General features: G+C 51.5%; 9 protein-coding genes. 1 reads left to right on the forward strand and 8 read right to left on the reverse strand.

Going from position 1 to position 16675, the window contains the following annotated elements; genetic code table 11:
* Nucleotides 1-89: 89 nt before the first annotated feature.
* Nucleotides 90-1274: an AraC family transcriptional regulator gene (locus tag CA13_RS30715; protein ID WP_419195051.1), complete on the forward strand. Its 1185-nt coding sequence runs from the start codon at nt 90-92 to the stop codon at nt 1272-1274.
* A gap of 79 nt (nt 1275-1353) precedes the next feature.
* Here the strand turns inward: CA13_RS30715 and CA13_RS30720 are convergent, their stop codons facing one another.
* From CA13_RS30720 to CA13_RS35905, 8 genes are all read right to left on the reverse strand, one after another.
* A complete protein-coding gene (locus tag CA13_RS30720; protein WP_146403188.1) occupies nt 1354-3342 on the reverse strand; it encodes a beta-agarase in 1989 nt (662 codons plus the stop codon).
* Between the two features lie 314 nt (nt 3343-3656).
* A complete protein-coding gene (locus CA13_RS30725; protein ID WP_419195052.1) occupies nt 3657-6650 on the reverse strand; it encodes a CRTAC1 family protein in 2994 nt (997 codons plus the stop codon).
* Between the two features lie 24 nt (nt 6651-6674).
* Nucleotides 6675-9602, reverse strand: coding sequence for a CRTAC1 family protein (locus CA13_RS30730; protein ID WP_146403191.1), 2928 nt, complete (start codon nt 9600-9602; stop codon nt 6675-6677).
* A gap of 244 nt (nt 9603-9846) precedes the next feature.
* Nucleotides 9847-10032 (reverse strand): hypothetical protein, encoded by a 186-nt coding sequence (locus tag CA13_RS30735; protein ID WP_146403193.1) that lies wholly within the window; start codon nt 10030-10032, stop codon nt 9847-9849.
* A 167-nt stretch (nt 10033-10199) separates the two neighbouring features.
* On the reverse strand, nt 10200-11390 hold the full coding sequence (locus CA13_RS30740) for a DUF1559 domain-containing protein (RefSeq protein WP_146403195.1): 1191 nt from the start codon (nt 11388-11390) through the stop codon (nt 10200-10202).
* A complete protein-coding gene (locus CA13_RS30745; protein ID WP_146403197.1) occupies nt 11387-11869 on the reverse strand; it encodes a hypothetical protein in 483 nt (160 codons plus the stop codon). The genes CA13_RS30740 and CA13_RS30745 overlap by 4 nt, the downstream gene beginning before the upstream one ends.
* A gap of 770 nt (nt 11870-12639) precedes the next feature.
* On the reverse strand, nt 12640-15366 hold the full coding sequence (locus CA13_RS30750) for a glycosyl hydrolase (protein ID WP_146403199.1): 2727 nt from the start codon (nt 15364-15366) through the stop codon (nt 12640-12642).
* A 58-nt stretch (nt 15367-15424) separates the two neighbouring features.
* Nucleotides 15425-16645: an oligogalacturonate lyase family protein gene (locus CA13_RS35905; protein WP_419195053.1), complete on the reverse strand. Its 1221-nt coding sequence runs from the start codon at nt 16643-16645 to the stop codon at nt 15425-15427.
* Between the last annotated feature and the right edge of the window lie 30 nt (nt 16646-16675).

The following is a 16675-nucleotide window of genomic DNA, read 5'->3' on the forward strand; positions in this document are numbered from 1 at the left end:
CAGTGTGCCGCCAATGCCGGTCTTCAACCAGTAGTATTTGCGAGTTTTTTCTTTGCATTAGCGACAGACTCACTGCTATGATGACCGCCATGTCAAAACACCGACCCTCAAACAACCCAGACCGTATGCTCCAAGTGGCGGTATTAGTTGACACCTCGACAGATTGGGGACGGCAATTGATTCGAGGGATCACAACCTACGCTCAAAAACACGGACCTTGGCATTTGCAGGTCGAACCACGTGGTCGAAACGAGCAGGTTCAACTACCCAAAAATTGGGAAGGCGATGGGATTATCGCGAGAGTGGCCAACCACAAGATCGCCGAAGATCTGCGATTCATCAATGTGCCGATTGTCAATATTTCAGGCATTGAACTTGATGGGGTTTCGTTCCCACGTGTAACAACCGACTATGAAGCCGTCGCAGAACTTGCTGCTGAACACTTCATTTCGCGTGGTTTTCAACGCTTTGCCTACGTTGGCCCATTCAAGTTGTCCTATGTGAAACAACACGCAGACGCATTTGAACGGCGAATCAGTGCCCATGGTTCTCAATTGGAACGTTTTGACTACGCCCACGAATCCATGGCTAGCCAACGATGGCTAAAGCAAAGTCAGCGATTGGGAAGTTGGTTGACGAAGTTAGACAAACCGATCGCGATCTTTTCTTGGGGGACAACCGCATCATGCCAACTGCTTGACGTTTGTCGGTTCCGAAAGATCCTCGTGCCTGATGATGTCGCGGTTTTGGCAGGAGACAATGACGACGTTATTTCGGAAACCACGGTACCGCCATTATCAGCAATTTTGAACCCTTCAAAGCAGGTTGGTTATCGCGCGGCGAAGCGTCTTGACCGGCTTGTCCGCAGACAACAGGATCATGGCGAAGACGAGCGAATTCCGCCCATTGAAGTGGTCACTCGCGGGTCGACCGAAGTGTTAGCGATCGAAGACGAGGAACTCACACTCGCCGTTCAATTTATCAGAAGAAACGCCTTCTCGGTACTTACTGTTCGACAGGTCGCTGACTCCGTCCCGATGACACGCCGCAGCCTTGAACGCAAGTTCAAAAAGTGGATCGGTCGCACTCCGCTTGAGGAAATCCGTAGACTTCGCATCGCGCGTGTTAAAGAGTTGCTGGCAACCACGGACTTGGCAATCTCTCGGGTTGCAGAAGCAACAGGCTTCGGCACGCCCGAATACATGACGACTGTTTTCAAACAGGAGATGGGTTTGACACCGCTAAGGTATCGCTCAACCGTTCGAGCAAGGTAGTGGTCCGCTTCGGCTGCAATTACAACTGCGATTACAACTGCAGCAGCGCTAGCGAAACTTGAACGACACCGAATCCGCTTTATTGCTTCAGGGCAACACGAATCACCACACTGCCAACGGCCCCGTTGTCTCCATCAGCGAACGAAACCGAAACCGTATTTTCGTCCTTTAGGTCAGTCCCTCGCAAATAGACTAACTTTGTGGATGCGTATTCGCGATCGACGAATCGTTCGGCTGAATCCTCCAATTGGACATTCAACCGTTTTCCATTCAGCAGGATGAGCGCGTTCTGATCTGCGTCGGGCGAACGAGTCAAACCGATTCGTAATTGAGCATAGTCGACTGATGGCCCAACAGGTGTTTTGACTTTGAACGTAGCGTCCTTCAATGGCTGGATAATTTTGTCACCGTAACAAACCACTTCATTCACTATCTGTTTTTGCAGTATGGGCTTGTCGTATTCGGCCACGATCATCACCGCTTCACGTCCCGCGACGGTAAGATATTGCGGCATTTCAATTTTTTGTTCGACGTAGGAGGTTGTGAAGTCAAGATTACGCCCTAGCCGACGCACATCGACCGTCCGCACTCCGACGCCGTCAAGGTCGATCTTGTGCGACTGATAGCTTTGATTATTCACAACCGTAAAGAGTTTATTGTCGTCGACAAACGAACGACATTGCAAATCGGGATCATTGCACAACGCTTTGACGCGTCGGCCCTTGATGCCCCGAAAAAACTTAAAGAACTTTGTTAAATCTGTTTCAACCCAACGATTATGGTCTTCGTATTCGAATGGGACATAAAGTTGCGCGTAATATTTTGGCCCCCAGTTCCATGAATTGACCAACAGGAAGGGAACCGCTTTTTGAACGGAGTGAGGATGGTCGATGAATGTTAGCGTGTTGGCCATTACGCTGCTAAGCATGCCAAAATTGACAATAGAACGTTTCTGTAATTCAAACTCCCACGACTCTGGATCGGCCTCCGGGTAGTGTTCATTCAGGATCTCCGCTGCGACCAGTTCACCATCGTATTCACCCTTTGGCTCGCTTCCGATATAGCCTCCTTGCTCACTGATGACAATATTGACCTTTTTGCCAAAAGCATTCGCGGCATAGTTTTGTACTAGATCAAGAGTCCCTTCGAGCGGTAATCCCGATTGAATACGTCCCTTCAATTCCCCCTCGCGCCAGCGCAGATAGTCGTAGGTGTGGAATGAATAGAAATCCAAATTTCCGTTCGTATTGTGAATAAAGTTTTTGAGTCCCTCGAAGCTCTTGTAATCGTTACGATAGAAGTAACAAACCGACATGCAGGGACCGCCAACTTGGACCTCGGGTGTTTTCTCGTGAACGAGTTGCTGTGTTTTAACGTGCCAGTCTGCAATATGCCGCTGTTTCATGAATGCCCAATGCGGTTCATTGACAGGTTCGTAAAACCTTGGACGGTCAAAATCGCTATAGGCATACTGCAAAACCGACGCAGAGAGCATTGCCGCAGCTTCGATGTTCTGAGGAAGGTACTGCGAATGTTTAAGATCTTTCGATGATTCCTCGGTCTCATACTTACCCATGTATTCGGGAAAGGCATTGTGTGCTCCGTGCGCGGCAATATTCAAATTCGATCCAAAATCTTCTCGCATTCGCTCGGATGGTTCGACCACTTTTTTCTTTTCAAGCGGAGTCAGATCGGCATACCCGGTACGCTGCGGATCTTCCTTCAACGATCTTGCTACAGGTTTGATCGGACCTAAGTTTCTGCCGAAGGAGATTTGCAGATCATGCACAAGATAGTCGTACATCGCATCGTCCTCGATGCGTTTCTCGAAACCGACACCCCCGTCACAGACGTTGAAGTACCGCTTTCGCTGGACTTCCGAAATCCCTTCGATTGCCCGAGTTGTTTCAGGATCGACAAGAATCCTGGCGTAACTAATTTGCGAGTTTTCCACGACCGTCTCGGATGTCGAACTCGGGGGATCCGCTGCGACAACCACACCATGAAATAGAACAAGAGAAAGAACTTGGAAATGCAAAAGCGGTATTAACCTAGGCGAGTAGTTCATTGTCGCTCCATGATGGCGATTGTCAGTGGCTGTTGAATGCATCGTATCCCCAGCATACCGAACGTTATGGTTGGGAAATAGAGTTGAGATATTTTCTGTACTTAGGAGGTGTCATATCGTGATATGGCGGTTCTCAACAGTCTACCAGCGAGCGGATGCTTGCCAAGAATTTCCGTGATTCGAGAGCGCCAAATCACAACTAGCAATTGCTCGTTGAACCGCCTCTAAGACACAGGTTCTAAGACAAAAAAATATACAGACAACGCATCCAAACGTACTTGAATTCCTTTCACCTTGATGAGATTTCCTGTTTGTCAATGAAGTTGGAATGCCATCCCGTCGCCCTCGACAACCAAATACTCGTGCCCGCCCATTAGGGTCCCAATGACTTCTCGATCTCCCGAGGGCCATTCGACCACAACATTCTCTGCCTTTAACGAATCTCCAAGGCCAAGCCGGACGCAGCGTTCGCTCGAGCACTGAAATCCATCACCCGCAATCAGCTGTGAACACCGGGAATGACCCTCAACTTCGATTGTCACTTTCGCGCCGATCGCATCGGCGTCTCCGGTTGTTCCTTTGAGAAACAGCGTGATTGATTGCGATTGCGTCTCCGATCGATTGATCAAGATAGACACGGGATCAAACAAATGGGTCACCACCGCATCAACAAATCCATCACGATTCGCATCAAGGTTGATCAAATTCCTTGCAATCCGCTTCTTCGAAAAGCACTCTCCCAACTTCTCAGCGTTCATCAACGACCAAACCCCACCGGATTGCCGTTCAAATAGTTGCATCGGCATTCGAAAGGCTTCCCCCAAATGGGCGAAATCGTCAACGTGGCCATTGACAACCATTAATTCAAGGGTTCCATCATTGTCCGCGTCAAGCCATTTTGTTCCGAACCCAAGCATGTGGATTGAGGGGGCAACGATTCCATTTCTTTCGGAACGATCAACCCAAACCCCCGGACTCACCTGCTCATACAACGTGTTGGATTCGTTAGCGTGATGGGTCAAGAAAAAATCCATATCACCATCGGCATCGGGGTCGGCCACGGTAATCCCCATCGAAGCTTGTGCCAACGACCTCGCATCCACCGCCAAGCCACGAACGGCGGCTTGCTCGCCTAGTCGGAGACTGCCATCGGGTGCCTTCTGTGACGACCAAAAATGATTGGGCGCCATATCATTGGCAACGTAAACATCAATGCCTGGCGATTCATCAAATCTCCCTATGACGATCCCTAGTCCACAACTGGGGTCATGTTGGCTGAGCCAATCCTTCGTTACTTCGACAAATGTACCGTCGTCTTTCCCTTGCCAAACACGGTCAGCTTGCCCTGAGAATGATAAGGGTGAACATGAACGAGTATGCCCGTCTCTTGTGCATGTCTGTGTAAAGGCTTCGCGGCCAGCACAATATCCGACTTCGAAGATATCGAGATATCCGTCTTGATCGATATCCGCAGTGGCGATGGACGTTGTCCAGTCGCGTCCATCAAGCCCGGACGTAGATGTAATGTCTTGGAAAGTGCCATCACCATTGTTGCGATACAAGCGGTTTTGGCCAATGTTGGCAACGAGCAGATCCGGAAAACCATCCATATCAAAGTCGCCCACTGCTAATCCCTGAGCAAACCCCTTGTCCCCGCATTCCGATTGTGCGGTTACATCAGCGTACTGGCCAGAGTTGTTGCGAAACAATCGATTCGGACTCGAATCCGTTCGATGAGGCTTTCCATCCATCGCCGTAAGGTAAAGATCAGGCCATCCATTCAAATCAAAGTCCAAGGTAGCGGCTCCACATGCGACCGATTGATAAATCCAGAGATTCGCTTCCTCTCCTTCGGGTTTGTTTATTTTGCAGACGTGGCGAAGGTTCCGCAAATCGGCTTCATCGTCAAAATGAATGCGATTACTTCGCGAAACATTCTTAGTGATTCCGGTTGCGCGAACTCTCGGTTGCCAATCAACATTGGGGAATTGGCTCAAATCAACGCGATCGACAAACACATATTCGGGTAGTTGCCACGGCGTTTTTCCGGTCATCTTTGAATGGAGTTGATGGTAGGCTTCAACCAATTGGGGGTCGACATCCTGGGACATCACCGATCCTGCACGCAGCCATGCCGCGGCTTCCCAATAGCGTCCCAATGATTCCATCAACTTGGCGATAGACACAGTCCCTTTCTGTGAGTTGCGTTGTCGACTAGTAAACGCATCGACCGCTTTACGCAAACGCGCGATCAACCCAATGCGCCCCGTCAATTGAATACGCAACTCACTTTCGATGCCAAGCTCAGTCAAGCATGCTGCTAGGCGGTTAAGGGATTCAGTATTGTTTGAATCAAGCTGCGACGCCTTCAAATATGCTCTTGCTGCCTTGCCAAAGTCGTTGCCTTTTTCAGCATAGAGTCCTGCCGCTATCCAATATTCAGGTAACTCCTCAATGCCCGCTGGTAGGGATTGCCACCAAGCATGAAGCGACTCATTGTCGTCCAGTTCGACTAACGCGCGACCGTAGTATGCATTGGCTTGAAGGTGATCGGGATAGGCGTCAATGACGGTTTTGGTTTTTTGACGCACCTCGTCCCAGCGGCCATGATAAGCGTCGATGCAGGCCAGTGAAAACAGCGGTCTGACATCGTCCGGACATCGACGCAAAACGGTCGTGCACATTTGCTTGTCGGTCTGTGTCCGTGTCAAATCCGAAAGGACGACCAATTCGGCACTACCATTGTAGCCCCGCTGCACGAGCCAAATCAGATGGGTTTCGGCTTCACGCTGCATTCCAAGTGATGCAAGTAGGCCAGCCAACTTCGTTCGCATGGAAGGTTCATCGGGGAAACGTTTGACTGCGATTCTCAGCACCGCGAGCGATTCAAACGGACGGCTGGCCAACATCCATGTCCGCCCCAACTTATCCAACAACTCGAGAGTCGGTGACTCGCTTTGATCGACCGCAGATTGAAAAAAAGCGATCGCCTGCTTTGCATCACCCTCCAGAAGCGAAGTATCGCCTGCTAACTCGAGCCACTGTGGATCATCGGGCCACTGAATCAAGGCTTGCCTTACAAGTTGTTGTAGAGCAGCGTGGTTCCCAACGCTCAACGCGTGTTTTGCGTTCGCAATCGATAATGCATCACGATCGACCGCACTTGGCCGAACCACGTTCGCTTCGGTCGCCGATTCGTCCTCGATTCCGTTTTCCTCGGGACGTTGGCAACCCGTGGTAATCAATAGCGTGATGAAGATCGCGACAACGCAACGCCAATTGTAACCGGCACGGGTTGAATCGGTCATGCGGAACATGTCTTGCATCTCATCTCAATCGCGGGCAGCACCGAAAACTAAAGCAAAGGGAGTGGGATCGTGCTGGACCAGTAACAATCGTTGATCAACACGGACGTTCGAAAAGGTTTGCACATCGCCGTCCGCCCAAGTAACGGACATCGTGTCAACGGTTTCCACCGCTCCCAATCCGAACGAAACTACTGGCTCGTTGCGGCATAAATACCCGTCACCCGCAATGACCCAATTCGTCCATGTCTGGTCACCCGATTTCAATTCGATCTTTGTCCCGATCGCGTCCCGCTCGCAATCCACCCCGACCACCGCCAAATCTAGCCAGTGGTTCTTCGTGGCAGTCCGATTAATCAACAGTGCCGATGGTGCCTCCATGTGTGTGACCACAAAGTCAGACTTCCCATCTTGATTATAGTCGAGTCTTGCCAAGGCGCGACCGGCGTGAAGCGTCTCGAAATAGCCTGAAGGATCTTCGACCTTCATCAACTCAAAACGATTTCCAAAGTTGGCAAATAACTGTGGAGGTTGTTCGAAAGGGGATTCCGGTACATTCGTGTTTTCAACATGCCCGTTGGTGACTGCAAGATCGGGAAAGCCGTCATTGCTATAGTCGATCGCCTGAGTACCGAAACCGACTAGCTTGTGGCTATCCTCGGCAAGCCGGAATGCAAGTGCACGGTCTTGGAACGTACCGAGATGATTCATATACAACCTAGACGGTGCTGCTTCAAAATTCGTGATATGAAAATCAAGCGTGCCTGAACGGTCGAAGTCTCCCATCGCGATGCCCATCGATGCCGTTCTTGTCCCATCGTATCCTAGCGCGGTTCCCGTCAATGGTGCGGTGTCCGTCCATTGTCCAGCGCTGTTCCATTTCCAAAGTTGGTTAGGTCGGACATCGTTACCAACATAGAGCTCATTGCCCACATCACTATCAAAGTCGGCAATGACAGCACCGAGTCCAGTGCGGCGATCATCGGGTGACTCGCTGACGTCTTTGACAATTAGCCGCCCGGTTGGGTCGTTAATAAAGATTCGATCCATGCCGGGCTGATAGTCGAGTGGAGAGACAAACTCAACCTGACCGTCGGGCTTGATCGTCGGTTTCGCATCAAAGCCTTTGTCATGAATGTAGACACCCTCGAAGATGTCCGGCAGATTGTCGCCCGTAACATCGCCCATCGCAACGGACGTACTCACTCTTGTTACGTCATCATTTGAATCCGTTGCTTGGGCGCGGAACGTACCATCCCCATTATTGATCAATAATGTGTTAATGCCCAAATTCGCGACAACAATATCCGGAAACCCATCTTGGTTCCAATCACCCGCTGTCACGCCAATTGAATAGCGCACGTCGCTCGCACCCGAAACGGAAGTCACATCACTAAGGTTCCCCGACCGGTTTTGAAACAGCTGATTGCTTTTGCCACCTGACAAGGTTGGAGGATCGGAATTGCCTTGTGCAAAATAGAAATCGCAGGTTCCGTCCAGATCAAAATCGAGCACGGCCACGCCACCGCCGATGGCCTGATAGATCGCAAAGCCAGCGTCGAGCGGCTCCGCAGCAAGGCGGTACGTGTGGTCCAAACCAATCGATGAAGCAACGTTCTCAAAACTTGGCGGTTCGACCGAATTGACCGTTAGCCTAGCTTTGTACACACCGCTGGCCGGTGCTATGTTGGCCAATTCGACTAACGGGAACTTACTAAGTTCCAAGCCACATAAACGCTGCTGAGTGTTCGGGAATGCCGTATTGGAGCTGACCAACATCGCACGCTGTTCATTGAACTGCTTAAGGTCCGTTTGTGGTTGACTACGATGATGCTGTTCGATCGCACGCCACATCAATGCCTCGAGCGGTCGATCGAGACCCTCCAGCCCCTCAATGACCGTCTTGTATTGATCTAAATCGGGTTCCACCAGCTTGCCAATTTCATTGCTGGCAAGCGTTGTCGTTCGCAGCAATTGGTGGCGGTCGTCCCATCTCTTCGCATCATCCGGGCGGTCCAATGCTGTAAATGCCTGAATCAGTCTGCGATACGAATAGGCATCCGTCGGATCGCGAACCACGGCTTCTAAAAACGCCCGCACCGATTCATCGAACCGTTTTTGATTGAGCATCCATGTGCCAATCGCCGACCAGAATTCGGAAGTGTTTCGGATAGACTCGTCGACTTGCCCCAACCAGACCACAAATCGTTCATCGTCTTGGGCCTCCGCCAGACAACGACCATACAATGCTTGAACTGCAACGGGAGTGTCCGGCGAATTTACCGATTCGCTCAGCAGGTCAGCAGCCTCGACATACCGCTTCTCACTGAAAAGCTTCCTCGCTAACCCCGAGGGTCCGATAGGATAGTGGCGAACTCCATCGGATTGGTGAGACGCCTTCTCATTTGGATCGTCGTAGATTGCATCACTGAGGACCATCAGCGAATGCAGTTCGTCCTGGCGAACATTTCCCAGTTTGCACAATACTCGAACGTGGCGAGCCGCTTCGTGGCGACGACCTTGACGGTTCAATATGAACGCAATTTGCCGATGAGCCAACGGAGACGCAGGAAAAATCGCTAGTACTTTGCGATATCTTTCAAGTGCATCCGCGAAACGCTCTTGCTTGACACACAATTCGGCCGCCTGACCAGCCGCGCGGACAGCCATTTGCCCATCATCAACAGGAACGGCATCAAATAGGTCGATCGCGTCATTCAGTTGACCACGGGTGACTTGAATTGATGCCAATTCAAAGATCGCTTGAACATCCGTTGGATTAACGAGCAGTATCTTGCGAAGCAAAGATTCTGCTTCCGCTAATTCACCATCTTCAAGATGTGCATGTGCAGCCTGCAACGACGTCGCGATGTCAAACAGCTTGTCGTCAAATGGCTTGTCTGATTCCGGACGCCCTGTAGCATCTCGATCGGAAGCACCCCCAATAGGGTCCATCAAAGATGCTTCACCCACTCCGCTGGAGGCCGAGCTTGACTTCGCAACACCGTCATTCTGTTTAGATTTACATCCCGGCGTAAAAACGAAACCAAGCGTGATGGCGGCCAAAATCGTAAGGCCGCGCGAACAACCAGACAACGCCGCAATTGAGCGATTGAAAGAGATCAATCGGTCGCTGTCATTCAATTCTTTATCAGCCAACGGAATCTGCTTACTGTAAATCACATGCAAGAGACTCGGCTCAGCTGCCTTGAGATCGCCGTTGCGATTGACTCATCATTTCCTTCTCTCGTTCCTCCATTCGCTGCTGATCCGTTTCAGTGAATTCGGTGGTTTCAACTTTCGTAGTATCAGCGGTTCCGCCACATCCAACGAAGATTGGCAAAGCGACAAAGCAGCACGCAATTAGCAAGAAACAGTTTTTCATCAACCAAAGTCCAAAATAAAAAAATTCGATTACCGCAACAAATAGCGGGTTCATTAAAATTGTAGCAATTTCTGGTTACACGGGAGTGAACCAGAAGATGAATCGTTGAAAAAAAACCAGGGATGCGGTGCACCCCTGGTTAAGTATCGTCATGTTCGGAAAAAAACCTAGTCAACTAGCGAGCTAACTTCCTTGGAAGCGAGCGTTCCTGCTGCACCCCAAACACCATAAGGGCTCTCTTGACCTAGACCTCGTCCGCCAGGGCCAATCCCCAGTACGGTTTGGTCGCCCGTGTCAACCGAATCGGTGATAAACTTCACAGCACCATCGGACATCAAGACGTGACAACCGCCTTGGTGACGACTCGACGCACCCCACATACCGTGGTTGTCCCACCAACGCATAACGTTGTAGCTGTTTGGTGGACGAATCGTATGGAAACGCGTGGAGAATTCCCGACCACCGGTCCAAAGTCGACCACGACCACGATCTCGCTCGGGAACATTGAATTCACCGTGCTCATAGGTGTAGAACCGAGGACGCAACGGATCGATGGCTGGAGTAGCTGCGGTATCCGTTGCCCAACTACCAGGTCCACGATCATGCACGGCATCATCTGCTTTGATCGCAGTACCCGTGATTTCTAACTGGCCGTTATCAACGACGATTTCACCAGCCATGATCGTATTTGCAGTACCGTCGAGGATGTCACGGAAGCGGGTGAAGTGCTTGGCGGTGAAAACACCACGAGCATACTTCATTGTGTTTGCTTCGCCCCAAGTTCCATCGCCGTGCGAATTGCCGTTGTCTTCGATCCCATTATTGGTTTGCTCCCAGAACGAGTCGCCATGGCAAACCGCGTAGTTGGTGAAGGCAATCTGGTTAGCCGTCGCCGTTGCCGGATCGCTAGGACAGCGGTAAGTACCGATTTGCGTAAACCAAGGGTGGTAGTTGGTATGCCACGGCACAGGTCCCATTGCTGGGAATACTGGCGTAACAGGCGTGACCAAATCGCGTCCAACCGCAACTGGATTACTGATGTTCTCCCAAGACGCTTGTTGCTCAACAAACGGAAGGAGTCCAACCATGTAACTCAGTCTGTGCAAGTTCGACTGACTAATACCATTGCCTTGGTCCTTGGTTCCGCCATAACTCATCGGCAGCTTGTTATAGGCTGCGTGATAGTTGTGGAAACCCAAGCCAATTTGTTTGAAGTTGTTCGAGCAGCTCATTCTTCGGGCTGCTTCGCGGGCCGCTTGTACCGCAGGCAATAATAGTCCAACCAAAACCCCAATGATGGCAATCACCACCAAGAGTTCGACCAGAGTAAAGCCTGGTCTCGTAAATCGCTTTTTCATTTGTTAATTCCGTTGAAACAAGGATAGAAAAGAATGCGTCGAATTCGCGGGAGGTTATTCCAACCCCCTAGCGAGCCCTTAACTCTCTGAATGAGATGCAATGATGGACAACGCACAAGAAACATGACGTCACAAATAATATCGTCCAAAAATAACAAGGCCAGTCTAATATTGCGCAAAAGAATATCGTTATTTCGCAAACGCGCGACAGTTTCTTGACGGATTTTCGATTGCGACACACGGCAAAACACGACAAACCAATGAACACTTGACATTTTTAGCCAGTGAATAACGGGCGTGCCTTCTTGTCGCACCCGCCCTAAATCGACGTGTAACATTGTCGCATCAAGACCGTAAAATGCGTGTCTTTTTGTCGCAGATTCGTCCTCGCCGCCGTGCAATTTTGTCGCAGCACCGTCTTTTGGCATCGTCGTTGCTATGGCGTTTCGTCCTTCCTCCATTGTGTCATTTTGTCGCACGTTGGGCGATCCTCCTCAAGGCGTTCGGATGGAGTTTGCGGTTAGCAAGAATTTCACCAGTACTTTCGAAATGACCGTTAGATGTATTCAAAAATTGCCACGCACTGCACTTCCGTCCCCTTTTCTGCTCGATACCAAGACTGGAATTGGACGCGGGCAAACCCGTCACGAGCGCATTTGAGCTAGGCCAGCACTGATCAGAGAAGGGATTTTGGCACGAAACGGAACGCGTGAACCCATTCGAGTTAGGTACGAGTTAGAAGTTGTTTTCCACAACAGTGCCGAACAGGTGTCCATCGTGCGCAATAACAGGGGTGTTAAACCGATCACTCCCATGCTCACTAAAAATGAATCAGACTTGATACTGCCATTAACAACACGATGAGTGCGGCCGAGCGAGTTCCCGGTCTCGGTTTCATCGTTGAGTAGCCGATACACGCTGCGAGTCCCCCCAGCCGCCTTGTCCTCAAAGGACTCGGCGCCTCATCCACGAAAGCAAATATTTGGCGGTCCCAACCAACACCCCTCTCACTCAGCTGTCCAAACGGACGTTCAACGGCTTTGTACAGCCCAATGTAGAATGCATCACGTTCGTAAACGCTTCAGGCCGTAAACGCTTCAGGCCGTAAACGCTTCAGGCCGTAAACGCTTCACGTTCGTAAACGCTTCAGGTTTTTCAGCGTCAGGGAACCTCAGGGCAAACGCTATCGCGAAATCAGGGCGGTTAGCACGCTTGGGAATGCAGATTCAATCACAATGAATGTTTCGTTTCAATTGGTTTCAGGCGATGGAGTTTCATTCTCGGCCAAGGGAGTAAGCGTGACAGGTCCCGCGAGCCCCAGCGGTCGAACAGGCCAAACGGACGCGTCAAACGAATGGTAATCGATGTTGACCAGATTGATATCTTCAAAAATCCGCCATGCCACCTCTCGGCGGTCGAGGTCGCGGATCCGATTGGCTGCTACACCGGTCACTTCGATATCAAGCTGATGACTTCCAGCGGCAAAACCCTCAAGCTCGAGCATAAAAGATGGCCCGATCAACGTTGCTTGATCGACGCCATCTACCAATACCCGCGCACTGCCGAGCACGGTCCCCAAATCGAGCAAGTGCCTTCCGTCGCCTGGCAAATTTAGCGTTGTCGAATACCTCGCTGTTCCGGCAAAGTTTTCGGCCGAGTCATCTGGTGCTTCGGTCCAAGGAACCGGCGTCGCGGTTGCGAATGACGCCGGCAGCTTTGGTCCGCCTTTGATAAAATCAACCTGCCAAGGACCGGCGACAACCATCGTCTCGCCTACTGTTTCACGATACGCCCATCGATCGGCGACAAGCTGTTCAGAGGATGTAAGCAACAGGATTGATTGACCTGGGTCAAGTTGTAAGTGCACCGACGCCGCATCGGACTGCAGATCACGCGAACGAGCGAGCCCAGCTCGACCCGATAGTGGATCAAGGATCGCCGCTGATTTAAGACTCGTGGCCAACGGAACCCAATCGTCGACCGCCGTTGTCGACTCGTTTTTGATGAAATAGACCGTGTCGCCAATCCACCGTTTTCGCAAGTAGTGCAATTCGCTATTTCTCAGGCCCGCTTCCCTGCGAATGTCCGCATCCTCAAGCAACCTGATAAGTTTTTGGCCCGTCGCGACCTTCGTTTCACCGGCGAGCCGATTCATTCGGTCCTTTGTCGCATTCCAGGCGGGCTTCACTGTTGCACCAGCCATGCCTGGTTCCGTCTCGGGGATGTCCCCCCAAAACAGGATTTTAGCGCCGCCCATTGCTAGTTGCTCAAGCTGTTTGAGCGTCGCAAGCGGCATGTGCTGCGTCTTAGGAATAACAACGGCGCGGTAATTTCCTCCTGGCGCCACAATTCGACCGTCTTTTCCTGATCGACATGACGCAAGCCCTCGATCCGAAACATAGTCAAAAGCGTAGCCCTGTTCTTCAAGCAAGCTTGCCGCGTCACCTAACGGACGGCCATAAAACCAATCGTGACCGTTATGCACACGCACTTCCATGCGCATTCCGTCGGTCTGGTGCCATGCGTCATAAAGCGGCCAATACAGCAGCACATCGTTATCAGGTTCACTTGCTTGCAACACCGATTGACAGCGGGTTATGTACGCGTTCAACGCCGGCAAATCGCTCCAGATAGGGTTCTGCGGGTTTACTTGCGTCGAGGCGTAAAACAACCAACCTGGCCAAGCGGCATCGGCAGGTGAATACGCGGTGCCGTGATAAAAGACATGATTGACGCCCGCGATAATTTGCCGGTCGACGATCTGTTTGAGTTGTGACAAAGTGACGTTGAAATGCTCATCGAGCCATGTGCCAGATTCCGAGGAAACAAGTCGGCGTCCGGCGACATTAGCAGCCGAAGCGGCAAACTTGAGGACCAACCGGTCAGCGTCGTCACCATGAATTCGACCGAAGCTTTCCGTTTCGGGGATGTCGCATGCGGCATACAAATCGAGCCAATTTGCAGGCGACCCATGTGATTGATTTCGAGCAAGCTGATCATGATGGTGTGCCCATGCGACCCATGGCTTGACTAAATTCTCGAGCGTCATGTCGGCCAAAGTTTCGCGATAGTCGCATTTGACGCGTCCGACGATTTCCGCATCGCCGTTGCCAGCGAGCGCGGGTAAATGTTCCTCAAGCCGATAGCCACGTCGCTTGGCGAACTCCTCTAAAAATTTCGGTTGCCAGTCGCCTTGGTATTCGAAGGAATCATGGAACTGTGCTCGAACGCCACCCAAACGGTCAAGGGTCTGACCAAAGTACTCCAAAAAGTGATTGACGGCCGACGGAGAAAACGGGTTAATGTTTAGCCCCTCACCACCAGGGCCCGGACGTTTCACACGATCACCGGCCCAACGATATCCCAGCGAATAAACGGTCCAATGGCCCGCCGGCACCGGCCAACGCACGGCATTCTCCGATATCCGGTCCGCAATGTCCAACGATTGCCCATTGTCGCGATTGATGGCGACCAATGCTTGAGGCGTAACACGTTTGAATTCCTTCGTGAAAGTTTCGCCCTCTTGTAAATCGATCTTTTCGAGCACCAATTTGGAGTTAGCGTCATCGCTGGTGACGCTCGGGCCTCCCATTCGCCATCCCGATCCGGCGGGCAAATCGACGCCCATGCCAAGTCGTTTAGATTCGCGAAGTACGACCTGGACCGCTTCGACCCATTGGTCGGAAAGATAACTCCGGTTACGAGCTTCATTCCCCTTCACACCATAGATCGATGTAATTTCCACCCCTCCGAGCCCAGCATCACGATAGGTTCCGAGGAGTCGCGTCAGATTCGCTTCGTCCACTGCCGAACCATGCCACCACCAACGCGTCCAAGGTCGCGCGGTCTGTGTCACCCCAGGCCACTCAACTAGCCTTTCATCGGACGCGAGATCGTTTGGTTGCGCAGATGCGGGACCGTTGGCACCGATCCAGATCAAAAGAAAGCACAAAAAAGACAGTCGTGTGTGCATCATGGTGAAGTTCGTGCCAGTAGTTGAAAGGTCAAGGGCCTTGGAAGTTGTTTAGAATCAATCAGTTGCTTTCGCGATCTACACGGACGGCGTAGACGTGACGCTCGCCGTGCATGTTGGAACGAAAGACAACCCATTTTCCATCAGGCGTAAAAGTCACGTTTGGTTCGAGCGAGTAATCGTGACTCGACAAATCGACGAGTCGCTGAGCCACCATTCTCCCTGACCGGGCGATGTCACCGCTGACAGTAGCCGATTCCAATTCGCTCTGCGGCTTGAACAAGTAGATCCATTGTCCGTTGCCGGGGGGATCAAGCCTTTTCTTTTCCGGTAGTGCCGTGTGGTTGGCGACGCTTGCGGGGCCGCCCCCGTCGCCAGCAAAAAACTTTCCATCGGGTGAAATATTGTAATGAACCGACCATTGGTCACGTTCAAGCCGGTATTGAATTCGCTCACCCGTTTCGACATGCACCCCCGCCAACCAAAACTCCACCGAACGTGGCGTCTGCAAATCGTACCAGACCCATTTGCCGTCATGACTAAAAAACTCGTGCCCAGCAATTTCGTACTGTTGCTCTCTGCGATGCATCAATTTTGGATCGTCGCTGCCGAAAGGAATTGTCCAAACCCGATCGACTTCGTGCCAAGGTCCTTCGTGACAAAACAAGCCAAATTGTGGATCAAGCGGTGAACACTGCAAATGATTGAGCCAATCGGTTGATGGGTGAAACGTGTTGATTTCACCTGTTTCGATGTTCGCAGTGAATAGCTGCATGGAACGCGCAGCGCGGGGATCACGCCGTTCACCACGACGGGATCTCTCGCGCATGCTTCCAAACAGCAGTGTCTCATCCGCATTGACACCGTTAAAGCTTGCTCCTAGCGGAAGCCTTGCGACATCGCGTGTGTGGCCCGTGTCGAGATGAGTGGCCCGTACCAGACCACCCTCCTCATCACGCGCAGAATAGTAGACGTGCCGCGTGCGTCGGCCTACTTCGACGCCGCTGCTTCCACCCATTCGGTAGTTTCCCTTTGGCACCACCAACTGAAGCTCATGCGTTTGCAAATCGACCGTTTCGAAACCACGTGGCGTGACGATCAACAATTTGTCGCCTTGGGGCGAATAAGCGTTCTGATGGAAATACAAACAGACGCTGCCGGCCAGTTCCGATAACCGAACCACACGATGTCCTGTCTTGGGGTCGATCCAATCCTTCGGCACTGTTTCAGTCGGCACTGTTTCAGTCGGCACCGTTTCAGTCGGCACCGTTTCAGTCGGCACCGTTTCAGTCGGCACCGTTTCAGTCGGCAC

Source organism: Novipirellula herctigrandis, assembly GCA_007859835.1.
In the GTDB taxonomy this organism is placed as follows: Bacteria; Planctomycetota; Planctomycetia; order Pirellulales; family Pirellulaceae; genus Novipirellula_A; species Novipirellula_A herctigrandis.